This window comes from Bifidobacterium platyrrhinorum (assembly GCF_010667645.1).
Classification (GTDB): domain Bacteria; phylum Actinomycetota; class Actinomycetes; order Actinomycetales; family Bifidobacteriaceae; genus Bifidobacterium; species Bifidobacterium platyrrhinorum.
Window position 1 is genome coordinate 115,023 of the sequence record NZ_WHZV01000008.1, and the last position, 22,931, is coordinate 137,953.

The 22,931-nt window shown below is 66.8% G+C and carries 14 protein-coding genes and 1 pseudogene; 11 read left to right on the forward strand and 4 right to left on the reverse strand.

Translation table 11 applies throughout. The features are described 5' to 3' along the window. Window positions 1-512: 512 nt before the first annotated feature. On the forward strand, window positions 513-1,841 hold the full coding sequence (locus tag GFD21_RS08970) for an MFS transporter (RefSeq protein WP_163197631.1): 1,329 nt from the start codon (window positions 513-515) through the stop codon (window positions 1,839-1,841). A 73-nt stretch (window positions 1,842-1,914) separates the two neighbouring features. After that, window positions 1,915-4,044, forward strand: coding sequence for a beta-galactosidase (locus GFD21_RS08975; protein ID WP_163197632.1), 2,130 nt, complete (start codon window positions 1,915-1,917; stop codon window positions 4,042-4,044). A gap of 38 nt (window positions 4,045-4,082) precedes the next feature. Here the strand turns inward: GFD21_RS08975 and GFD21_RS08980 are convergent, their stop codons facing one another. Continuing rightward, a complete protein-coding gene (locus tag GFD21_RS08980; protein ID WP_163197633.1) occupies window positions 4,083-4,709 on the reverse strand; it encodes a TetR/AcrR family transcriptional regulator in 627 nt (208 codons plus the stop codon). A 404-nt stretch (window positions 4,710-5,113) separates the two neighbouring features. On the opposite strand from GFD21_RS08980, the gene GFD21_RS08985 reads away from it, so the two are divergent. The 3 genes and pseudogenes from GFD21_RS08985 (at window position 5,114) to GFD21_RS08995 (ending at window position 10,620) form a co-directional block, all read left to right on the forward strand. Next, on the forward strand, window positions 5,114-6,460 hold the full coding sequence (locus tag GFD21_RS08985; protein WP_163197634.1) for a glycoside hydrolase family 30 protein: 1,347 nt from the start codon (window positions 5,114-5,116) through the stop codon (window positions 6,458-6,460). 140 nt (window positions 6,461-6,600) lie between these two features. Then, window positions 6,601-8,985: a glycoside hydrolase family 3 N-terminal domain-containing protein gene (locus tag GFD21_RS08990; protein ID WP_163197635.1), complete on the forward strand. Its 2,385-nt coding sequence runs from the start codon at window positions 6,601-6,603 to the stop codon at window positions 8,983-8,985. A 275-nt stretch (window positions 8,986-9,260) separates the two neighbouring features. Continuing rightward, window positions 9,261-10,620: pseudogene (locus GFD21_RS08995) on the forward strand (glycoside hydrolase family 5 protein). Between the two features lie 262 nt (window positions 10,621-10,882). On the opposite strand, the gene GFD21_RS09000 reads toward GFD21_RS08995, so the two are convergent. Beyond that, entirely contained in the window at window positions 10,883-12,160 is a 1,278-nt protein-coding gene (locus tag GFD21_RS09000) for an MFS transporter (RefSeq protein ID WP_163197636.1), read from the reverse strand. Between the two features lie 285 nt (window positions 12,161-12,445). Between GFD21_RS09000 and GFD21_RS09005 the strand changes: the two genes are divergently transcribed. The 3 genes from GFD21_RS09005 to GFD21_RS09015 all read left to right on the forward strand — a co-directional run bounded on the left by GFD21_RS09005 (window position 12,446) and on the right by GFD21_RS09015 (window position 16,435). After that, window positions 12,446-13,132 carry a TetR/AcrR family transcriptional regulator gene (locus tag GFD21_RS09005; RefSeq protein WP_225431763.1) on the forward strand — a complete coding sequence of 229 codons (687 nt, stop codon included), beginning with the start codon at window positions 12,446-12,448 and terminating at the stop codon, window positions 13,130-13,132. Window positions 13,133-13,397: 265 nt separating this feature from the next. Then, a complete protein-coding gene (locus tag GFD21_RS09010; protein ID WP_163197637.1) occupies window positions 13,398-14,987 on the forward strand; it encodes a DUF5605 domain-containing protein in 1,590 nt (529 codons plus the stop codon). A gap of 101 nt (window positions 14,988-15,088) precedes the next feature. Further along, the gene (locus GFD21_RS09015) at window positions 15,089-16,435 is read left to right on the forward strand and encodes an MFS transporter (protein WP_163197638.1); all 1,347 of its coding nucleotides are present in this window, start codon (window positions 15,089-15,091) and stop codon (window positions 16,433-16,435) included. A gap of 131 nt (window positions 16,436-16,566) precedes the next feature. Here the strand turns inward: GFD21_RS09015 and GFD21_RS09020 are convergent, their stop codons facing one another. Beyond that, window positions 16,567-17,181, reverse strand: coding sequence for a TetR/AcrR family transcriptional regulator (locus GFD21_RS09020; RefSeq protein ID WP_163197639.1), 615 nt, complete (start codon window positions 17,179-17,181; stop codon window positions 16,567-16,569). A gap of 286 nt (window positions 17,182-17,467) precedes the next feature. On the opposite strand from GFD21_RS09020, the gene GFD21_RS09025 reads away from it, so the two are divergent. The 3 genes from GFD21_RS09025 to GFD21_RS09035 all read left to right on the forward strand — a co-directional run bounded on the left by GFD21_RS09025 (window position 17,468) and on the right by GFD21_RS09035 (window position 21,609). Continuing rightward, window positions 17,468-18,730 (forward strand): MFS transporter, encoded by a 1,263-nt coding sequence (locus tag GFD21_RS09025; RefSeq protein WP_163197640.1) that lies wholly within the window; start codon window positions 17,468-17,470, stop codon window positions 18,728-18,730. A gap of 174 nt (window positions 18,731-18,904) precedes the next feature. Beyond that, on the forward strand, window positions 18,905-20,584 hold the full coding sequence (locus GFD21_RS09030; protein WP_163197641.1) for a CocE/NonD family hydrolase: 1,680 nt from the start codon (window positions 18,905-18,907) through the stop codon (window positions 20,582-20,584). Window positions 20,585-20,688: 104 nt separating this feature from the next. After that, window positions 20,689-21,609, forward strand: coding sequence for an alpha/beta hydrolase (locus GFD21_RS09035; RefSeq protein ID WP_163197642.1), 921 nt, complete (start codon window positions 20,689-20,691; stop codon window positions 21,607-21,609). A 678-nt stretch (window positions 21,610-22,287) separates the two neighbouring features. Here the strand turns inward: GFD21_RS09035 and GFD21_RS09040 are convergent. Further along, window positions 22,288-22,878 carry a TetR/AcrR family transcriptional regulator gene (locus GFD21_RS09040; protein WP_163197643.1) on the reverse strand — a complete coding sequence of 197 codons (591 nt, stop codon included), beginning with the start codon at window positions 22,876-22,878 and terminating at the stop codon, window positions 22,288-22,290. Window positions 22,879-22,931: the final 53 nt, after the last annotated feature.

Here is a 22,931-nt window from a genome sequence, read left to right on the forward strand (position 1 = left end):
TCGGGTTGGGTCATTGTGAGGCGGCGCAGCCTCCGTTTCCCGTCCCCGGAGGTCTTCCCCGAATTGCATTTATCGCTCATGAGCCCGTATGCTCCGTTCCCCCGTCCCTGGAGGTTCCTCCCTTGGCTCAGTCGGCGGGAGGAGCACGGCCTTCTCCGTTCTTCCGTTCCCTCCGTTCCCTTCGTCCCCCCGTTCCCCTCCGTCCCCGGGTTCTTCCCGGATGGCCCGGATGGTCCGGATGGGGCGATCGGCTCGTCCGCGGGGCGCCCGTTCCCGCGTGCATGGCCGGTCCGGCGCTTATTGTGAATCGATAGATAACGTTGTGGCGCGACACGCCGAAAATGTGTTCTGACAACGTTTGCTTCGCGGAAATACTGCGGATTTCACTACCTAATGGACGTTAGATAAACACTTGACAGAAGATTTCCCGTCTTGCTATGCTCACGGCATATCTAATTTATGTTAGATAAAAGTCAACGCAGACAACGGAAGCAAGAAACAGAGGTCCAAGGATGAGTGCTTCAACCGCAATCCCCGCCGACGAGCGTCTGGCGGCCTACAACGCGAACATCGCCGCGGCCGACAGGAACCCTGCCCTGTCGCCGGAGACCGGAAAAACGATGAGCAAGACCACGCTGTTCCGCTTCGGCGCCGGATTCCTGGTCTTCGGCCTGCTGTGGATGAGCGGCCTGGCCATCGTGTCCGCCGTGCTGCTCACCAAGCACCTGCAGTCCATCTTCGGCCCGGACGTCGAGGGCCTGACCGGCGTGATCAACGCCTGCACCGCCGTCGCCTCGCTGGTCTCCAACCTGCTGTTCGGTACCCTGTCCGACCGCTCCCGCTCCAAGTGGGGCCGCCGCACCCCGTTCATCGTGCTCGGCGCCATCCTCGGCGGCGCGACCCTGTTCCTCACCGGCATGGTGACCAACGCCGCGGCCATCACCGTCATCTACTGCCTGTGCATGTTCGGCCTCAACGCCATGATCGCCCCGCTGGTCGCCATGATCTCCGACCGCATCCCGATGAACGTGCGCGGCACCATGTCCGCCTTCTTCGGCGCCGGCCAGACCTGCGGCGCCCCGATCGGCACCCTCATCGGCTCCGCGTTCATCCTCAACCCGTTCCCGGGCTTCATCCTCGCCGGCGTCCTCATGTTCCTCGGCGGCGTCGTCGCCGTGATCATCGTGCCGAAGGAATCCTCCGCCGACTTCCTGCCCAAGGACGAGGGCAAGGCCACCGACGTGCTCAAGAGCTTCATCCCGCCGAAGTTCTCCACCGCCCACGACTTCTACAAGGCGTTCGCCGGCCGTCTGTGCATGCTGCTGAGCTACCAGATGATCACCGTCTACCAGCTGCTCATCTTCCAGAAGTACATCGGCCTGGACGACAAGGCCGCCGGCGCCGCCATGGCCACCATGTCCCTCATCACCATGATCGTCTCCCTTGGCGGCTCCGTGGTCGCCGACCCGATCTCCGACGTCATCGGCCGCCGCAAGCTGCCCGTCGTCGCCGCCTCCGTGCTGTTCGCCATCGGCATGGCCATGCCGTGGATCATGCCGACCACCATGGGCATGTTCCTCTACGCGGGCATCGCCGGCCTCGGCTACGGCGTCTACTCCTCCGTCGACCAGGCCCTCAACGTGGACGTGCTGCCCAACAAGGAGGAGGCCGGCAAGGACCTCGGCGTCCTCAACCTCGCCACCACGCTCGGCCAGATGCTCGGCCCGGTGCTCATGTCCGTCATCACCATCACCCTCGGCTACGCCGCCGCCTTCCCGATCTCCATCGTGTTCGCGCTGCTCGGCTGCGTGTTCATCATGATGATCAAGGGCGTCAAGTAACCCCTCCGACCGCGACCGCAACTGCAACCGCGACCGAACACCACCGACGTCACCAAGCAAAGGAGCCAGACACATGGGCAGGAACAGCGTGGACCGCATCCTCTTCGGAGCGGCCTACTACGACGAATACATGCCGAAGGGCGAGGACCGCATCGACACCGACATGCGCATGATGCGCGCTGCCGGCATCAACCTCATCCGCATCGCCGAATCGACGTGGAGCACCTGCGAACCGCAGCCCGGCGTGTTCGACTTCACGCACGTCGACCGCGCGCTCGACGCGGCCGCACGCCACGGCATCGACGTGATCGTCGGCACGCCCACCTACGCCGTGCCCGCATGGCTGGTGCGCATGCACCCGGACGTGCTCGCCGACACCCCCGCCGGCCCCGGCAAATACGGACCGCGCCAGATCATGGACATCGTCAACCCCGCCTACCGCCTCTACGGCGAACGCGTGATCCGCCGCCTCATCGAACACGTGGCCGGCCATCCGGCGGTCATCGGCTACCAGGTGGACAACGAGACGAAGTACTACGACTCCGTAAGTCCGGACATGCAGGCGCTGTTCGTCAAGCACCTGCGCGGGAAGTTCGACGACGACCTCGACGCGCTCAACGCGCGCTTCGGCCTCGACTACTGGTCCAACCGCGTGAACGCCTGGGAGGACTTCCCGGACGTGACCAACACCATCAACCAGTCGCTGCGCGGCGAATTCGACCGCTTCCGCCGCGTGCAGGTCGCCGAATACCTCGCCTGGCAGGCGGGCATCGTGCGCGAATACGCCCGCGACGACCAGTTCGTCACCCAGAACTTCGACTTCGAATGGCGCGGCTACTCATACGGCGTGCAGCCGGCCGTCGACCACTTCAAGGCCTCCAGGGGCGTCGACATCACCGGCGTGGACATCTACCACCCCACCGAGGACGAGCTCACCGGCACCGAGATCGCGTTCGGTGGCGACATGACCCGCTCCACCAAGGACGGCGCCAACTACCTCGTGCTCGAAACCGAGGCGCAGGGCCAGCACGGCTGGGTGCCGTTCCCCGGCCAACTGCGCCTGCAGGCCTACTCGCATCTCGCCTCCGGCGCCGACATGGTCGAATACTGGCACTGGCACTCCATCCACAACTCGTTCGAGACCTACTGGAAGGGCCTGCTGTCCCACGACATGGAGCCGAATCCCACCTACGAGGAGGCCGGCGTGTTCGGTCGCGAGGTGGCCCGCCCCGAGATCGGCGGCCGCCTCGCGCATCTGAGGAAGGACAACGGGGTCGCCATCATGGTGTCCAACGAGTCGCTCTCCGCGCTCGACTGGTTCCGCGTGGAGACCGGCTTCCCGGACGGCGTGGGCGTCAACTACAACGACATCGTGCGCCGCGTCTACGACGCGCTCTTCCAGCTCAACGTCGAATGCGACTTCCTGCCCGTCGATGCGCCCGCCGAGCGTCTCGCCCGCTACGCGATGATCGTCACGCCGGCGTTGTACTGCACGCCCGCCGAAACCATCGGACGCCTGCGCGATTGGGTCGCCGCCGGCGGCCACCTGGTCTCCACGCTGCGCTCGTTCGTCACCGACGACGAGGTCACCGTCTGGCACGACAGGGCGCCGCACGGCCTGACCGACGTGTTCGGCCTGACCTACAACCAGTTCACCCGTCCCAAGGGCCGTGTGGCGGTCGACTTCGCCGACGACGCGGCGCTCGCCGGCACGCCCTGCGCCAGGGCCGAGGCGCTCATCGAGCTCGTGCGCGCGGACGCCGGCACCGAGACGCTCGCCCGTTACGGCCACTATGCGTGGAAGGACTATGCGGCCGTCACCCGCCATGCGTTCGGCGGGGGCAGCGCCGAATGGATCGCCACGCTGCTCGACGCGGACACGATGCGCGCCGTGATGCGCGAGGCCGTCGCCCACGCCGGCGTCGAGGCGCCCGGTCTGGCGCTCGCCGGCAAGGTCACGGTGCGCCGGGGCGTGAACGCGCGCGGCGAGACCGTCACGTACCTGCTCAACTATTCGGCCGACGAGGTCACGGTGCCGAGCCCCGTCGCCGGCGAGGTGGTCGTCGCGCCGCAGGTCATCGCCACCGACGGCACCGTCGACGAGGAGGCCTCCGCCGCGCTCGCCCTGCGCGAGGGCGCGACGGTCGCCGCGGGCGACGGATTGGCCATCCCGCGTTGGAACCTCGTCGTCATCGCCGGCTGAGGCGCGCGCCGTATGTCGCGGCCGTCCGTCGCGACGGACTACCGGTGGCCGTCCCAGATGGGGGAGGGGAACAGGACCCGTTCGGCCCGCGCCCACAGGTCGGTCATCGACTCGTCAGGATTGGTCATCGCCTGCACCTGCACGCCGTCCATCGCGAAGAACACGGTGGCGACGAGGTCGTGCAGCATCTCCGGATCGCGGTAGACGTCCGGCAGATCCCAGTCGGCGCGCATCATCCGCTCGAGGATCGTGCGGTGACGGTCCCGGTAGAAGGCATGCGCCGGGTGCTTCGGGTCGGACGCCTCGATGGCCAGCTGCATGAACAGCGCCACCATCTGCGGACGTTCGGCGTTGGCGGCGACGAGCGAGCGCAGGCACGCCGGCAGGCTGATGGGGCGTTTCGTGCCGGCCGTGCCGTCGTCGCCGTTCCCGTTCCCGGTCCGGTCCTCCGGGATGGGGGCGTAGGTGCCGGTGTCCATGTCGTAGTAGGTCTCGATGACGAGCGAGAGCACCTCCTCGCGACTGGACACGTAGTGGTTGAGCCCCGGCACGGTCATGCCCACCGCGTCGGCCAGCAGCTGCATCGATAACCCGTAGGAGCCGTATTGGGCGATGAGCCGCGTCGCCTCGCGCGCGATCTGTTCGCGGCGCTGTTCCGGGGTCATGCGCCTCCTGCGCCGCGATCGCGTCCGCGTGGCGTCGCCGTCATGCAGGAGACGCCACGCCTGCGCCGTGGTGCCGCCATGACGGCATGCTGAACGGCCTCCCGCGCGACCGGTGCGGGAGGCCGTCGCCGTAGGCGGACGGACGCCCGGCGAAGGCGAAGACGGGGGATGGCGGTGGCGGTTCCCTTCTCCGGATAACTACCGAAAACTAGATAAATCATCCACTTATCTGATGCAAGGCAATGACACGCCGTGTGTGTAAATGAAGCGCAAGGAGTTACACTATATCTAACGGTTACTAGATAACGAAGTCAGCTGGTGCCGCGAGGACATAACCCACATAACTCAACGAGGAGACGCGCGGGCACGGGCGCCGCGCACCCGAACAGGAAAGGAAATCCATCATGACCACATGGATCGCCACCACCCCCGACGACAAGCTCGCCGACCGTTCCGCGCAGATCGTCGCCACCGGCGCCACCGCCGCGCCGGACCTCGCGCTCGACGGCACCGAACACCAGGCGCTGCGCGGCTTCGGCGGCTGCTTCAACGAGCTCGGCTGGCTGCCGCTGCAGACCGTCACCGAGGCCGAACGCGACCAGATCATCAAGGAGCTGTTCAGCCCGGACGAGATGAACTTCACGTTCAACCGCGCGCCCGTCGGCGCCAACGACTTCGCCGACCACTGGTACAGCTACGACGAGGTCGAGGGCGACTACGGGATGGAGCACTTCTCCGTCGAACGCGACGAGCGGACCCTCATCCCGTACATCCACCGCGCCCAGGAATGGCAGCCGGACATGCGCCTCTTCTCCAGCCCGTGGTCCCCACCGACCTGGATGAAGCGCCCGAAGGCCTACAACTACGGCCGCCTCGTGCGCACGCCCGAGAACCTCAGGGCCTACGCCAAGTACCTCGTCAAGTACGTGCAGGCGTACGCCGAACACGGCATCGCCGTCAACCAGCTGCACGTGCAGAACGAGGTGTTCGCCGACCAGAAGTTCCCGAGCGCCCTGTGGGACGCCGAGGCGCTCAAGGAGTTCATCCGCGACTACCTTGGCCCCGCCTTCGACGAGGCCGGCCTCGACACCGACATCTGGCTGGGCACGCTCAACGGCCCGGAGGACATGGCCTGGACCGGCGGCGGCTACGGCATGAAGCTCAACAACTACAACCGCTTCGTCGACAACATCCTCTTCGACGATGGCGCCCGCCGCTACATCAAGGGCATCGCCTACCAGTGGGCCGGCCAGAACTGCATCGCGCGCACGCACGAATCCTGGCCGGAGATCGAGCTCATCCAGTCCGAGTCCGAGTGCGGCGACGGCCAGAACACGTGGGAGTACGCCGAATACGTGTTCCACCTCATCAACCACTACCTGAGAAACGGCGCCACCGCGTACACCTACTGGAACATGATCCTCGACGACCAGGATTCCACGTGGGGCTGGTGGCAGAACTCCCTGTTCACCATCACCGCCGACACGCACGAGGTGCGACGCAACCCCGAATACTACGTGATGCGCCACTTCTCCAAGTACGTGCGTCCCGGCGCGAAGGTGCTCGGCACCACCGGCCACTTCAACTCCATGGCCATCGCCTTCCGCAACCCGGACGGCACCGTGGTCGTCGTGGCCCAGAACGCGCTGGAGACCGAGCGCCCGTTCGAGTTCGCCGACCCCGCCGACGCCTCGCGCGGCCTCAGGGTCACGCTCGCCCCGCGCTCCTTCAACACCTTCGTCATCGACTGACACCCGTCGGCCGGACGTGCCGCCCTTCCCACGGCAAAGGCGGCACGTCCGGCCTCCCGCATCGGCGATAATACGCAACAAGACATCCCGCACCCCCACCGAACACCCGGGCGCGACATCCAAGGAAGGACGACGACACGATGACCGAAACCACCAACACGGAACCACTGCCCTACGAGAACCCCGACCTGCCCGCCTCCGAGCGCATCGCCGACCTGCTCGGCCGCATGACCCTCGAGGAGAAGGTCGGCCAGATGATGCAGCTCGACGCCCGCAGCGGCGACCTCGACGACCTCATCGTGGGCCGCCACGTCGGCTCCATCCTGCACACCAGCCCGGAGGACCTGCCCCGCGCCGTCGAGACCGTCAACACCAAGACCCGACTGCACATCCCGCTGGTCATCGGCGACGACTGCATCCACGGCTACTCCTTCTGGCCCGGCGCCACCATCTTCCCCTCCCAGCTCGGCATGGCCGTCAGCTGGGACCCGGAGGCCGTCGAGGCCGCCGGCCGCGCCACCGCCGAGGAGGTGTCCTGCACCGGCGTGCACTGGACGTTCTCCCCGGTGCTGTGCATCGCCCGCGACACCCGCTGGGGCCGCGTGGACGAGACCTTCGGCGAGGACCCGACGCTCATCGGCGAACTCGCCTCCGCCATGGTCAGGGGCTACCAGGGCGGCGCCAAGGCCGGCGAACCGCTGCCCAAGGACGCGATCCTCGCCTGCGCCAAGCACTTCGCCGGATACTCCGAGACCCAGGGCGGCCGCGACGCCTCCGAGGCCGACCTGAGCCACCGCAAGCTCGAATCCTGGTTCCTGCCGCCGTTCGAACGCGTCGCCAAGGAAGGCTGCGGCACGTTCATGCTCGGCTACGAGTCCATCGAAGGCGTGCCGGTCACGTTCAACAAGTGGCTGCTCACCGACAAGCTGCGCGGCGCATGGAAGTACAACGGCACGCTCATCACCGACTGGGACAACGTCGGCCGTTCCGTGTGGGAGCAGCACGTCAAGCCCGACTACGTGCACGCCGCCGCCGACGCGGTCCGCGCCGGCAACGACCTGGTCATGACCACCCCGCAGTTCTACGACGGCGCCATCGAGGCCGTGAGGACCGGACTGCTCGACGAATCGCTCATCGACGAGGCCGTCTCGCGCATCCTCGCCCTCAAGTTCCGCCTCGGCCTGTTCGAGGACCCGCGCCTGCCCGACGCCGGGCGTATCAAGGCCGTCATCGGATCCGCGGAGCACCGCCGCGCCAATCTTGAGCTCGCGCGCGAATCCGTCGCGCTGCTGCGCAACGACGGCGGCCTGCCGTTCGACGCCCACCCGGCCGCGGCGGCCGCCGGAACCGGAGCCTTCACACGCAAACGCATCGCCGTGATCGGCCCGCTCGCCGACGACGCCCAGAACCAGCTCGGCGACTGGGCCGGCAACTCCGGCCAGGTCGGCTGGATGCCCGACGGCCACCCGCGCGACATGATTACCACCGTGCTCGACGGCTTCCGCGTGCTCGCCGGCGACGAATGCGAGGTCACCTACGCCCGAGGCGCCAACGTCATCGACCTCGTGCCCGATCCGGAAGGCGAGTTCTACCCGGACGGCCAGCCCCGCCCGAAGATCGGCGTGAGCGCGCCCGTCGACCGGGCGCTGCTCGACGAGGCCGTCGCCGCCGCGCGCGAGGCCGACCTCATCGTCGCCGTCGTCGGCGACGTGGTGCAGCTGGTCGGCGAGACCTGCTCCACCGCCACGCTCGAACTGCTCGGCGGCCAGAACGCGCTGCTCGACGCGCTCGCCGAAGTCTCCCGCGAGACCGGCAAGCCGATGGTCACCGTGCTCGTGAGCTCCAAGCCGCAGGTGCTGCCGCGTTCCATCGTGGGCGATTCCGGTGTGCTCGCCGGCCGCTGCAACGATCCCGCCGCCGGCGCCGGCTCCATCCTGTGGGCGCCGAACCCGGGCATGGAGGGCGGCCAGGCCATCGCCGAGATCATCCTCGGCGAGGTGAACCCGTCCGGCAGGCTCCCGATCACCTTCCCGCGCCACGCGGGCCAGCTGCCGGTCTACTACAACCAGATCCGCGGCCAGCACGGCAACCGTTACGCCGACCTCACGCAGGACCCGGCGTTCGCGTTCGGCGAGGGCGAGGGCTACACGACGTTCGCCTACGGCGAGCCGGCGATCGTCGGCGGCGCGTCAGGTGCCGACGGCACGTTCGCGCAATCCGACACCGTGCACGCCGAGATCACCCTCACCAACACGGGGCGCCGTGCGGGCACCGAGGTCGTGCAGGCGTACGTGGGCGACATCGTCACCTCCTACAGCTGGACCGACCGCGAGCTCAAGGCGTTCCGCCGCGTCACGCTCGAACCGGGCGAGACCGCGACCGTCGCGTTCGACATCCCGGTCGCCGACTGCACCATCGTGGACGCCGATGCCAACCGCATCGTCGAGCCCGGCGAGTTCGAGCTCCTCATCGGCCACTCGTCGCGCCGCACGGATTTGAAGCGCGTCACCTTCACCGTGGCGTAAGGGGCCCTTCCGAAAACCCCGGTTCCATGTCGCGGAGCCGGGGTTTTCGTATTCCGGCCGCATCGTCGAGTACGTTCTTTCCGGTTACGAAGCTCCAAACCGGAGTTTTCGTATGCGGGGTTGTGCCGTCGAGTACGCTCCCTCCGGCTAGAGGACCGCAAACCGGAGTCTTCGTATTCCAGCCGGCCTAAGCTGGCATGGAGGGACGGTTGCGACGGAACGGGGCGACGATGCATGATACGGACGTGGCGATGATGCCGGGAGCCGGCGGTCGGATTGGCGGTCAGGACGGCGGTCGGGACGATGAGTGGGACGCCGGGCGGATCAACGGGGTGAACCTTGGCGGCTGGCTGGTGCTGGAGCGTTGGATGACGCCTGGGCTGTTCCGCCGGAGCGGCGAGGAGGACGAGATCTGGCTGCACCGGTCCACGGAACCGGGTGAACTGGAACGGCTGCTGCGTCGCCATCGTGACACGTACATCACCGAAGCCGATTTCCGCGCCATCGCCGCCCATGGGCTGAACCTCGTGCGCATCCCCGTACCGTATTTCGTCTTCGGCGACGTACCCGGCCATCCCGGCTGCGTCGACCATCTCGACCGCGCGTTCGACTGGGCGGAACGCACCGGCCTCAAGGTGCTCATCGACCTGCACACCGTGCCCGGTTCGCAGAACGGCTTCGACAACGGCGGCCTGACCGGCGTGGTCCGTTGGCACAGGAGCCCGCGGCAGGTCGCGTTCGCGCTGGATGTGCTGACGCGTCTCGCGCGACGCTACCGCGACCGCCCCGCGCTGTACGGCATCGAGGTGCTCAACGAGCCGGTCGACCGGCTCACTCATCTCCTGTCGTCGTCGGGTTCGCGTGCGAAGGATCCGCGGGAGGCGCGGGGGAGCGGCCACATTCCGATGCGGTTCCTCAAGCGCTTCTACCGTGAGGCGTACCGGCGCCTGCGTCCGGTGCTGGGCGAGGACAAGGCGATCGTGTTCCACGACGGGTTCCGTCTCGGCCGGTGGCGCGACTGGTTCGTGCGCGAGGGCATGCGGAACGTCGTGATCGACACGCACGTCTATCTCGTCATGTCGGAACGGCCCGAAGCGTTGTTCCGCAGGCTGCCGGACGCGTGGCTGATGCGCTGGTACCGGCTGTTCGCGGCGTTCCACGACCGCCGCATCCGCCGCGCGGCGCGGTTCACGCCGGTCATGGTCGGCGAATGGTGCGTGGCCAACCGGCTTGCGGCGCGCATGGGGGATCGTGGGGCGCGGGCTTGTGATGGCGTGGTTCCGGGCCCGGAGCCCGCCGTGACCGGGGGGGGCCGCCGGTGTGTATCCCGGCTCGTCATCGTCCTCCGCGGCGTGTGCCGTCGCCGCTCGCCGCCGCGACGTCTACCGTGCGGTCGCCGCCTTGCAGCTCGACGCGTGGGAGGCTTCCATCGGCCAGGTCTACTGGAGTTACCGTCTGCGTGGCGGCCGCGATGCGCTCGGTCGGCTCGCGCGCCTCACGCCCGTCGTCGGAGCCGGCGGAAAGGACATGCCCGGCACCGACGACGGGACCGGACATGGGGGAGGAGTCGTCGACGACTCCCGTCTCGACCCATGGGATCTCACCCACGTGTGGCACGCTGGATGGTTGGGGTGACGCGCGTCGTCCGCGTCAGCGGACGATTCCGCCGCGATGCGGGCCGGTGCACGCGGGGTGCCCGGGGCGCCTTCGCCCGAGTGGGGTGACGGTGCCCCGCGTTCCCATATGCGTGCGGCCGCGCCCCGACCGTCACGGCCGAAACGATTCGGCCTGACAGATCGGGGCGCGGGCGGGACATGGGGAATGGTCGCGCATGCGGACGGTCCGATGACGGTCGTTCGCCGGGGCGCCCGTCATCAGACCGCCCGTCGGGCGGCCGTCACTTCACCTTCCTGATGAAGAGGATGATGACGGCGCCGGCCATGACGGCGGCGATGGCGACCGGGAACACGAGGAAGTAGTTGCCGTCGGTGGCCACGACGATCGAGGAGACCGCGATCGGGGCGATGACCTGGCCGAGCGTGTTGGCGAGGTTGAGGATGCCGAGGTCCTTGCCGGCCTCGTCCGGGTTCGGCAGCACGTCGATGTTGAGCGCCTGGTCGACGGCCATGTAGATGCCATAGCCGATGCCCATGAGCGCGGCGTAGGCGAGCATCGCGGTCTTGGTGGGCCACAGCCACGGCACGGCGATGCCGACGGCGATGATGGCGGAGGAGACGAACACGGGCAGCTTGCGCTTGCCGATGTGGTCGGAGATCGGGCCGGAGGCGAGGGAGACCGCCAAGGAGACGACCATGGTGATGACCGCCATCGTGGACACGGTGGCCGAGGCGGCGACCTTGTCCTGGCCGATGTAGCGCATGCACACGTACAGCTGGTAGCCGACGATCATGTTGTAGCCGAAGATGAGCATCAGGCGGCCGACGAGCGCCTTGTAGAAGTCGGAGGCGCCCTTGGTCGGCGGGCGGAACTGCATCAGCGTGGTCCTGAGGTCGAAGCGTTCGCCGTCCGCGGCCTTGGAGGGCAGTTCGCGGGGGATGAGCAGCACGGTGCCCAGGCCGCACAGGAACCAGCAGACCGTGCCGATGAGGAAGCCGGTCTTCGGGGCGTTGATGAACGCGGAGCCGATGATGGTGCCCATCGACTGGCCGACGATCTGGCCGGCGCCGTAGAAAGCGCTCATCGTGCCGCGGTACTTCTGCGGCACGCGGTCGGACAGGATCGCCACGCACGGCGCGATCATGCAGTTCAGGCCGACCTGCAGCAGCGACCATGAGGCGACGATGGTGACGAGCGTGGGGGAGATGGAGGTCAGGTAGAAGCCGATGCCGGCGATCGGGCCGCCGACGATGATCCACGGGGTGCGCTTGCCGAAGCGGGAGTGCGAGGAGTCGGACAGCGCACCGAAGATGACGTTGGAGATGAGGGCGAAGATGATGCCGATGGAGTTCATCGTGCCCAGGATCGTCTCGCCGCGGCCGATGCCGAGCGTGTCGAAGCGGGCGGGCAGCAGGACGGTCGAGCCGATGGTGCCCGACATCATGAAGACGACGCAGAAGAAGATGAAGCCGGCGCCGAATCGGCCGAGGTTGAGCTTGCTGACGGGTTTGCCGGTGTCCGGGGCCAGTTCCTCGCTGGCGATTGCCTGGGTTTCCATGGGTGCCTTCCTTGGCGTGGTATGGATGGGTGGGTAACTGCTGTGTTCCGGTTGAGTAGTTGGTAATTACTACTCAGTAACTTCAGAATATAGAAATCGGAATGCGGTTTGTCAATGCGGCGTGTTGCGAAGCGTTTCCCAAGGTCGGTGGCAGAATGGTTACCATATAGTAACCATTGATATGAGGATGGCCGCAAGGTCGTCCGCAGGTGCGGGAGCCGCCATGAACGGGCTATGGTCGCCGCGCCCGCGGCGGCCGGGGCCGCGATGAAGGACGGAACCGCGATGGAGAACATGAACGAACGCTCGCGCATCGCCGAGCTGATCAACGACCATGCCGCCGACGCGCGGCGAAGGAAGCCCGCAAGGAAGCGCATGAGCTCGGAGGAACGATTCGAGCAGATCGTCGACGTGGCGGTGAACCTCATCGCCCAGAAGGGCTACTACGGCATGTCCCTGCAGGATGTCGCCAATGAGATCGGCATCTCGCAGACCGCCGTGATCCACCGGGTCAAAAGCAAGCAGGGGCTGCTCATCGCCGTCATCGAACGCCATTACGACAAGTCGGACGCCATCGCGCGCTATCTCGCGCGTTTTGCGCCGGGCGGGGACCGCGAGGGCGACAGGCCCCGCATCCCCGAGGCGCTGCACAAGGTGGTCGAACAGCAGGTGCAGCGTCCGCAGCTGGCCAAGGTGTTCGAGATGCTCAACACCGAGGCGATGTCGCCGGTGCACCCCGCCTACTCCTATTTCGCCGAGCGCCCGGCCCGCATGGCCGCCGAGTTCCGCGCCCATGAATGGCTGCTGCCCGAAGGCGTCGACGGCGAATTCGTCTACATGCTGGCGAACGCCGCGCTCTACGGCCTGGAGGGCCGCTGGCTGGCCAATCCGGACGGCATCGACTTCATCGCCGAATGGGAACGGTACGCCGACTATCTCTTCCCCTCGCCGCAATGGGACGGCTGCCGCTGAAGGACGGGACGTATGTGGGGTGGGCGGGGTGTTGTCCCGCGTGCGCCCCATGTCCGCCCCGCATGCGCCATGCGTATGAGGCCGTCCGTTGTGCCGCATGGCGTGTCGCGTGATTTGACAGCATCACGCCATCGTCGTAACTTACTTATCAGTAACTAATAACGAACGGATGGGTTCCGGCGTCCGTCCGTTATCGGTTACCGTCACGGCAATCATCGGCGCACGTCGCAGCGCGCCGCACACACATCCACAGAAGGCACCCATCATGAACGAACCGATGCATGTCGAGCGGTACTCGACCTTCGAACTCAACCTCACCGGAACCGCCGACGGCAACCCCTACGCGGACGTCGAACTGTCCGCCACGTTCACCCACACGGCGACCGGCCGCACGATCGAGGTCGGCGGCTTCTACCGCGGCGAGGGCCGCTACAGCGTGCGCTTCATGCCCACCGACACCGGCGCATGGACCTACGAGACGCACGGCACCGACCCGGCGCTCGCCGGCCACACCGGCGAGATCGCCGTCGACCCCGCATCCGAAGGCAACCACGGCCGCGTGCTGCCCGCCAAGGACGTCGCCAAGGGGGCCGCCCGCGACGCCTACGGTCCCGAGCTCGCCTACCGCTTCAGCTATGAGGACGGCACCGACTACCAGCCGTACGGCACCACCTGCTACGCATGGACCAACCAGGCGCCTGACGTGCAGGACCGCACCGTCGACACCCTCGCGCACGCGCCGTTCAACAAGATCCGCATGTGCGTCTTCCCGAAGTTCTACGACTTCAACACCGCCGACCCGGCCATGTTCGCCTACCCGGGCTCCATGGCCGAGGGCTTCGACCACACGCGCTTCAACGAGCCGTTCTTCGAGAACCTCGACCGCCGCGTCGCGCAGCTGCGCGACCTCGGCATCGAGGCGGACGTCATCCTGCTGCACCCGTACGACAAGCCCGAATGGGGCTTCTCGAAGATGACCAAGGCCGAGGACGAGTTCTACCTTAGGTACATGGCCCGCCGCTACGGCGCCTACCGCAACATCTGGTGGTCCCTGGCCAACGAGTACGACCTCATGCCATGGAAGAGCCTCGAGGACTGGCGCGACTACGCCCGCGTCGTCATGGGCAACGATGCGTTCGGCCACCTGCGCTCCATCCACAACTGCATCCCGATCTACGACTACAACGAGCCGTGGTGCACCCACTGCTCCATCCAGCGCGTCGACGTCACCCGCACCACCGAATGCGTCGCCGACTGGCGCAGGGCGTACGGCAAGCCGGTCGTGTGCGACGAACCCGGCTACGAGGGCGACATCTACTGGGGTTGGGGAAACCTCACCGGCGAGGAACTCGTCCGCCGCTTCTGGGAGGGTGCCATGCGCGGCGGCTACGTGACCCACGGCGAGACCTTCATCGACAAGGGCGAGCAGGTCTGGTGGGCCCACGGCGGCGAACTGCACGGCGAATCGCCGGCCCGCATCGCCTTCATGAGGAAGATCTTCGCCGACGTCCCGCTCGACGCCACGCCGCTCGACGCCTCCCTCGCGCCCGACGACGTCTGGCCGGTCGCATCCCCGTTGCCCGAGGGCACGACGCTGACCCCGTCGCTCGAGAAAGGCGTCCAGTACTGGGACGTGCCGGTCCTGCGCTCCGGCACCGGTTTCCAGCTCGTATACCTCAGCTGGTTCCGCCCCGCCTACCGCGAGTTCCCGCTGCCCGCCGGCGCCAGGTACGAGGTCGACGTCATCGACACGTGGAACATGACCGTCGAGACGCTGCCCGGCGTCTACGAGGGCAAGGTGAGGGTCGACCTCGGGCGCCAGTACATGGCCGTGCGCATCCGCAAGGTCGCCTGATCCCAGCCTCCCGCCATCGCCGGTGCGGCCCTCCCCGAGCGGGAGGGCCGCACCGCGCATGCCCTCCTCTTTTCCCATCGGTTCGTTCCAAAGGATTCGTCATGTCCCAACGCTCCTCCCGTCTTACCCTCCTGACCAAATTCGCCTTCGGCATGGGCGACTTCTGGACGTCCATCGGCAACATCGCGATGTCCACCTACCTGACGATGTTCTATACCGACGTGGTGCGCCTGTCGCCCGCGATGGTGGCCTCGATGCTGCTCGTCGTGCGCCTCGCCGTCGCTTTCTGGGACCTGTCCGTCGGCATCCTCGTCGATCAGACCAAGTCGCGTTGGGGCAAGGCCCGCCCGTGGATGCTCTTCGGCGGCATCGCGTACGGTGTCGCCTTCCTGTTCCTGTTCGCCGACCCGTTCGGGAACTCCCTCGCCGGCATCGTCTACGCGTGGGTCGTCTACACGCTCGTCAACGTCGCCTACTCCACGGTCAACGTCGCATACGCCTCGCTCACGTCGCTGCTCACCGACGACACCAACGAGAAGACCACGCTCAACATCTTCCGCATGACCACCGCGAACGTGGGCGCCATGCTCGTCTACGTGCTCGCCATGCCGGTGATCGGCATGTTCGGCGGGTCGTCGATCGGCTGGAGCGTGTTCTTCGGCGTGATCGCCGTGATGATCCCGTTCGGCTACTGGTTCACGTTCGCGAACACGCACGAGGTCGTGGGCTCCGACGACGCCGACCCGGGCAAGAACCGCCATTCGGTCGCCGCGCACTTCCGTGCGCTCGTGCGCAACAAATACTGGTGGCTCACGCTCGGCCTCAACTTCGCGCTGTGGATGTACAACGGCATCGCCAACGGCATGGCCGCCTATATCGCCAAGTACGTGCTCGGCAATCCGAACCTGACCGCCGTGATCGGCCTGGCCACCGTAATCCCGATGGTCGTCGTGCTGCCGTTCGCCGGCCCGGTCGTCGCCCGCTTCGGCAAGCGCAATTCGTCGCTGGTCGGCCTGATCCTCGTCGTCGCCGGCAGCCTGCTGGTGTTCGTCGATCCGAGCAACCTGTGGGTGTTCTTCGTATCGATCATCGTGCGCATGGTCGGCATCGTGCCGATGAACGCCGCCCTCAACGCGATGAGCGCCGACGTGGTCGACTACGGCGAATGGAAGACCGGCGTGCGCTCCGACGGCATCGTGTTCAGCTCCTCGAGCTTCTCGATGAAGGTCGCGATGGGCGTCTCCGCCGCGGCGATCGCGTGGGTGCTCGGCGCCTCCGGCTATGACGGCGGCTCCGCCATGCAGTCCGCGGGCACAATCGCCGCCATGGTGAACACCTTCGTGTGGGTGCCGATCGCGATGGTCGCCGTCATGGCCGCGCTCCTGTGGTTCTATGATCTCGACGGACGCATCGACGGCATCGCGTCCGACCTCGCCTCCCGCCGCTGAGCGGCGGCCCCGGCGGTCCATATGAGACGGCCCCGCCATGGGCCGCATCCCGATCGTCGGACTGGGTAATCCGGATCCGATGACCGGAGGTGCGGTTCATGGCGGGGGCCGTCTCGTCGTATTCGTCGGGGTCAGCGATAACCCTCCCAATGGGGCAGGGGGAAGAGGATGTCCTCGTACTCGGCCCAGCTGGCGGCGAGGTCGATGTCCGGCTCGCCCAGCCAACGCAGCTCCAAGCCCTCCAGCGCCGAGCCGACGCACATCGACAGCATGCCGATTTTGTGCGGGGTGTCGTATTCGGGCGGCAGCTTCCACGGGTATCCGGCGATCTGGTCGCGCAGTCTGCCGCCACGCATTGCATAGTGCTCGTGGGCCGGGTGGTCGGGGTCGATGGCCTCGGCGCGCAGCACCAGATAGAGCTGCACCATCCGCGCGCGTTCGATGTTGTCCCGCACGATGGCCCGGTAGTACGCGGGCATGAGCATCGGGTCGCGCTCGCGTTCCTCGTCGGTCATGGCGAGATGGCTCTTGATGTACGCGTTGGCCTCGTTGTCCGCGTCGTAATGCCGCAGCGCCAGCGTGAGCAGCCCGTTCTTGTTCTTCACGTATTTGAGCAGTCCGGCCTGCGTGATGCCCACGCGGTCGGCCACCTCCTGGATGGTCATGCCGTAATAGCCGCGCTCGGCCACCACCTGGGTGGCGGCGTCGATGATCTCCCTGAGTCGCGCCTCGCCGCGTGCTCCCATGTCTTCGGTCCTTTCCTGTGCGGTGGTGTCTTCCCGGTCGCCGTATGCCCGACGATGGCGGCGCCCGAGGGCGGTGCGCGTCATGTGCGTCGCGTCCTGGCTTGTGCCGATTGTACGGCCGTCCGGTTTCCGTCCCGGCGTGTCGTGGGTTTGACACGTAGGTAAGTAAGTACTAGCTTATCTTACATCACAAAAAGTAAGTACTTACTTACTGACTGATCCGGCGGACGCCATGGAGGGGCCCACCGGCGGCAAACAACCACATCACACGAACACGGAGGTTCGGATGTCAGTCAACAAGTCTTCGGCCCGCTCCTGGTGGGTCTTCATCGGATGCTGCGTGCTGTCCCTGGTCGGATTCGGCCTGATCGTCAACACGCCCGGCTTGTACTTCACCACGCTGGGTGAGGTACTGCACGTCTCGCGCACCCAGGTCGCCCTCGCCTCGTCCATCATGGCGTTCGCCGCCCTGCCGGCCATGCTGTTCGCCGGCAAACTGATGAAGCTCATCGACGCGCGCGTGCTCATCAGCGTGTGCATCGCCGGCGTGGCGGCCCTGTTCTTCGTCCAGTCCTTCTTCAACGCCGTGTGGCAGTTCTACGTCTCCTTCGCGCTGATGGGCGTCCTGTACGTCATCCCGATCGCGCTCGCCCCCAGCGTGCTGCTTGCCAACTGGTTCGAGGCCAAGCTCGGCACCGTGATGGGCATCGCGCTCGGCCTGTCCGGCATCGGCGGCACCATCTTCAACCCGGTCGTCTCCGCGTTCATCACCAACCTCGGCTGGCAGAACTCCTACCGCATCACCGCGATCATCCTGCTCGTGTGCATCCTGCCGTTCTCCCTGTTCGTGTTCAAGTTCCGCCCCGACGAGTCCAAGGGCGAATACGCCTACGGCCACGTCGAAGGCAAGGCCGAGGACGGCGCCAAGGGCGACGTCGAGCTGCCGGGCCTCGCCGCCAAGCAGGCGTTCCGCACCCCGACCTTCCTCCTGTTCGCCGCCGTCGGCGTGCTGCTGCAGTTCGTGGCCGGCGTGGTCCAGCACATCTCCGCCCATGAGATCTCCCAGGGCCTGACCCTCGAGCAGGGCGCGCTCGTCGTCTCCGGCATCATGCTCGGCGCCGCCGCCGGCAAGGCCAGCATCGGCATCCTCCTCGACTACCTCAAGCCCGAGATCACCGTCGTCATCTACTCGCTCATCGGCCTGTCCGGCTGGGGTCTCATGGCCGTCGCCACCTCGCCCACCCCGGCCATCGCCGCCGGCTTCATGGCCGGCATCGGCCAGGGCGTCCTCCTGGTCGCCCTGCCCTGGTTCATCCGCCAGTCCTTCGGCCAGCGCGACTACAGCGAGATCCTGTCCATCAACGGCATGCTCGGCGGCATCGCCTCCGCCATCGCCGTCACCGCCCACGGCGCCGTGTTCGACGCCACCGGCTCCTACGCCCCGTCCCTGTTCGGCAACGTGGCCCTGTACGTCGTGGCCGCCCTCTGCATCATCATCGGCTTCCGCATGCGCCCGTTCAAGGAGGCCAAGAAGGCCGGGGAGGCCTGATCCCGCCCGGGTGGCCCGGGGATTGTCCGGGCCGCCCGTTTCTCTCCGACAACGTTTTCCGTTTCCGTTTTCCCGTCTCATCCATCCCATCCCATCCCATCCGCTTTCCGATCCTCATCGCCGCACGGCCTACGACAACACCGCCGCGCGGCGGACATGCAAAGGAGCATCATCATGAGCGACGTCGACGACTTCCTGACCCGCTACCTCAACAACATCGCCAACCAGTACGAATCCTCCCGTTTCAAGCCGGAATGCGAGCCCGGCGAGCGCGAGACCGTCAAGGTCGCCTGCCGCGACGGCGTGGAGCTGACCGTCGACATCTACAAGCCCGCCACCCCCGGCCCCTGGCCCACCATCGTGGTGCGCTGCCCCTACCCGCAGCAGGTCGAGCTGTGGAGGCTGCACGGCGAACAGCTCAACCGACGCGGCTACGCGATGGTGTGCGAATGGTGCCGCGGCACCCACACCTCCGGCGGCACATGGGAGCCGAACGTCAACGAGCGCAACGACGGCGCCGACCTGCTCGCCTGGTGCGAGGAGCAGGACTGGATCGACGTGATCGGCCTGTGGGGCACCTCCTACCTGTCCCTGACCTGCTGGACCGTGGCCGACATCACCACCCCGAAGGTCGCCTCCATCTGCGCCAACCACTACGGCACCGACCGCTTCTCCTCCGCCTACCAGAAGGGCTCGTTCCGCTGCGACGTGCTCACCGCCTGGGCCATGCAGAACGCCGGCCACCCGGTGTCCGCCGACTACCTCGAATCCGCGCGCCATCTGCCGCAGATGACCGTCGACGAGGACATGTGGGGCGGACGCCTCGACTGGTACCGCGACTGGATCAGCCATCCCAAGGGCGACGACCCCTACTGGGACGAAGGCTTCTGGGGCCTGCTCAAGCAGATCCCGAGCCGTGTGAAGGTGCCGATGTTCATCCACGAAGGCTGGTTCGACCACCATCTCGGCAGCGCCCTGACCGGCTACGCCTCGCTCGACGAGGAGATCAAGAAGCACTCCTGGCTGCGCATCGGCTGCTGGAACCACTACTTCCTCAACCCCCTCGAAGGCCTCGAACCCGAGCACCTGGACGCCACCGAAGTGCCCGCCGCGCTCGAATGGTTCGACCTGACGCTCAAGCGCAGGCAGACCCCGGAACGCAAGGTGGAATACTACGAGGTCGGCGACGACTCCTGGCACACCGCCTCCTCCTGGCCGCTGCCCGCCGGTGATACCCGGCAGGTCAGCCTCTACCTGGCCGAGGACGGCGCGCTGGCCGGCGAGGCGCCCAAGGCCGCGTCGGAGGTCGGATACGATTACGACCCCGCGGACCCGGTCATGACCCGCGGCGGCGAGGCGCTGCTGACCACCATGAACGAGATCGGCGCGCGCATCCAGCCCGAACCGAACTGGCGCGACGACGTCGTCACCTTCGAATCCGAACCGCTCGAACACGACCTGCACATCCAGGGCAGGATCAGCGTGGACCTGTACGTCTCCTCCAGCGCGCCGGACACCGCGTTCACCGCCAAGCTCATGTGCGTGGACCCGGACGGCACCGCACGCAACTACCGCACCTCCATCACCACCATCGGCCTGGACACGCCCGACGCCGCGCCCTACACGCCCGGCGAGACCCGCCGCGTGACCATCGACATGTGGGACATCTGCTGGAAGGTGCCCGCCGGATCGCGCATCCGCTGCGACATCTCCTCCTCCGACTTCCCGCAATACGCCGTGCACACCAACCACGCCGGCCTGTGGAGCGAGCAGACCGACACGCAGGTGGCGCACCAGACCATCCACATGGGCGCCGACGCCCCGTCCGCCATCGTGCTGCCGGTGCGCGGCTGAGACGGACGCTACGGAAACGGCCAAGACGACAAAGACGAAAGACAACGGAAACAGCAAGCGCATCGAAAATGAGCGCCGAACCATACGAAAGGACACCGATACCGATGATCAGTCAGGAAGCACGCGACCTGTTCGCCGCGAACGTGGCGGCCATGACCGCCGGAGACGCCCCGCATCTGGCCGCGCAGGTGCTGCCGGAAGGCGTGGAACGCCGCAAGGACGTCGCCTACCTCGACGACGGCGCCGAAACCCATCTGCTGGACGTCTACACGCTGGCAGACGCCGATGCGGACGCCAAGCTGCCCGTGATCGTGGACTTCCACGGCGGCGGCCTGTACTACGGGTCCAAGGAGAACAACGAGTGCCGCGACATGCTGCTCGCCAGGCAGGGCTTCGCCGTGGTCAACGCCAACTACGGCCTGGTGCCGTCGGTGAGCTTCCCCACGCAGCTCAAAGACGCGATGGCCGTGCTCGACTGGGTCCGCGACCACGGCGCCGAATACGGTCTGGACGCCGGGCGCGTGTGCGTGACCGGCGACTCCGCCGGCGGCGCGCTCGCCCTCTACCTCACCGCCGCCAACGGTTCGCCGCAGCTCGCCGGCGCGCTGGGATTGACGCCCTCCGGCGTCGATGTGAAGGCCCTCGTGGTGACCTCCGGCATGTTCCGCCTGTCCGGCGGCGTGCACGCCACCGCGCTGAGCTACTACATGGAAGGCTACCTGCAGACCCCCGCCGACCACATCAAGGTCGACAGGTACCTCGACCTCGACAGACTCGTGGTGGACGGCGCCGTGCCGCCGGTGTACATGATCACCAGCGTGGAGGACTTCATCGCGGACAACACCTACGAGCTGGCCCGCATCCTGCACGCCCGCCACAAGGACCACGCCATGAGCGTGTGGCCCAAGGGCGACGAACGCGCGCTCGGCCACGTGTTCAACATCGTCCAGGCCGGCGACCCGGACGCCTCCGAGGCGCACCAGGTCGTGCGCGACATCGCCGGCTTCTGCAAGCGGTACATCTGATCCCGTCCGGTTTCGGACGGCCGGAGGGTCCCGGTCGGGCGGTCGGCGGACTTCTCCATCGGACGGCCGGTGGCTTCCCGTCGGATAATCGGCGGATTCCCGGTCGGACGGCAAGAAGGTCCCCGGTCGGACGGCAGACGGATTCCCGGCGGCGTCCCGATCGTCGGAACCATGCCGACATTCCGGTCGGCGGAACATGCCAACATTCCGTGGCCGCCCGCGACGCCAAGGTCCTGTGAGGTGCGATTTTCCACCACATGGGACCTCTTGCATACGAAAACCCCGGTTACCTGAGATGGAACCGGGGTTTTCGTATGCCAAAGTGGCGCATGGAATACGTTTCCTCCGGCTTCCGGCCGTTTGGCCGGGGAGAACGTGCCCGAATCGATGGCCTTCGTATGGTTGTCATCGGCTTCGCATCGCCATACCGGAAGGAACGTACGCAGGCGGATGGTTGCCATACTTTTTCTCCGGTCGGTCCGCGCCGGGCCGGGAAGAACGTACTCGGGTCATTGGCTGTCGTGCGTTTGTTTCGGTCTTGGGGCTGTTGCCGGAAGAAACGTGTTCGGGCCATTGGCTGTCGTGCGTTTTCTCCGGTCTCGGAGCTGTTGACCGGGGAGAACGTACACCGCCCGTCAAGCGCGGTACGTTCCCTCCGGCTTGTCCCGGGCGCCGGGGTCAGCGGTAACCGTCCCACAGGGGCGAGGGGAACAGCACGTCCTCGCAGTCGGCCCACATGGCGTTGAGGTCCCGGCCGGGGGAGCGCAGCCAACGCAGCTGCAGCCCGTCCATCATGGAAAGTCCGGCCTGCAGCACATGCTCCACGTCCACGCCGTCGGGCACCGACCAGTTGATGTTCATCGCGCTGGTCACCGTCTGCCGTTCGCGGTCGACGAAATACGCGTGCGCGGGATGGTCCGGGTCCAACGCCTCGGCGCTGAGCGTGGAGAACATGTGCACCAGCGCCGGCCGTTTCGCGTTCACCGCCACGACCCGGCGCCACATGTCGGCGATGAGCGGCCGTTCCTGCACGACCATGGCCGCCATGACCTGCAGGGTGTCTCGGTCGTACTCCTCGGCGAGCACCAGGTCAAGCAGGCCCTCCTTGCTGCCCACGTAATGCAGCACGCCGGCCTTGGTCAGGCCGACCTCGGTGGCGATGCGCTGCAGCGAGGTGCCGTAGTAGCCGAGACGGCCGAAGGACCGTACGGTCGCGTCGATGATGAGGGAACGACGGTCATTGTCGTTGGAAGAGTCGCTGGTGTTCATGTAGGCAACCATACGGTCGGTCGGTAGGTATTCCAAATGATTTCGGCGTGTTG

What these genes read in the sequence shown, in the direction of transcription:
- GFD21_RS08980 (WP_163197633.1), bottom strand. Translation starts at nt 4,709, where the DNA reads ATGACCCCGGAACAGCGCCGCGAACAGATCGCGCGCGAGGCGACGCGG.
- GFD21_RS09020 (WP_163197639.1), bottom strand. Translation starts at nt 17,181, where the DNA reads ATGGGAGCACGCGGCGAGGCGCGACTCAGGGAGATCATCGACGCCGCC.
- GFD21_RS09025 (WP_163197640.1), top strand. Translation starts at nt 17,468, where the DNA reads ATGTCAGTCAACAAGTCTTCGGCCCGCTCCTGGTGGGTCTTCATCGGA.
- GFD21_RS09040 (WP_163197643.1), bottom strand. Translation starts at nt 22,878, where the DNA reads ATGAACACCAGCGACTCTTCCAACGACAATGACCGTCGTTCCCTCATC.
- GFD21_RS08970 (WP_163197631.1), top strand. Translation starts at nt 513, where the DNA reads ATGAGTGCTTCAACCGCAATCCCCGCCGACGAGCGTCTGGCGGCCTAC.
- GFD21_RS08990 (WP_163197635.1), top strand. Translation starts at nt 6,601, where the DNA reads ATGACCGAAACCACCAACACGGAACCACTGCCCTACGAGAACCCCGAC.
- GFD21_RS09005 (WP_225431763.1), top strand. Translation starts at nt 12,446, where the DNA reads ATGGAGAACATGAACGAACGCTCGCGCATCGCCGAGCTGATCAACGAC.
- GFD21_RS08975 (WP_163197632.1), top strand. Translation starts at nt 1,915, where the DNA reads ATGGGCAGGAACAGCGTGGACCGCATCCTCTTCGGAGCGGCCTACTAC.
- GFD21_RS09000 (WP_163197636.1), bottom strand. Translation starts at nt 12,160, where the DNA reads ATGGAAACCCAGGCAATCGCCAGCGAGGAACTGGCCCCGGACACCGGC.
- GFD21_RS09030 (WP_163197641.1), top strand. Translation starts at nt 18,905, where the DNA reads ATGAGCGACGTCGACGACTTCCTGACCCGCTACCTCAACAACATCGCC.
- GFD21_RS09010 (WP_163197637.1), top strand. Translation starts at nt 13,398, where the DNA reads ATGAACGAACCGATGCATGTCGAGCGGTACTCGACCTTCGAACTCAAC.
- GFD21_RS08985 (WP_163197634.1), top strand. Translation starts at nt 5,114, where the DNA reads ATGACCACATGGATCGCCACCACCCCCGACGACAAGCTCGCCGACCGT.
- GFD21_RS09015 (WP_163197638.1), top strand. Translation starts at nt 15,089, where the DNA reads ATGTCCCAACGCTCCTCCCGTCTTACCCTCCTGACCAAATTCGCCTTC.
- GFD21_RS09035 (WP_163197642.1), top strand. Translation starts at nt 20,689, where the DNA reads ATGATCAGTCAGGAAGCACGCGACCTGTTCGCCGCGAACGTGGCGGCC.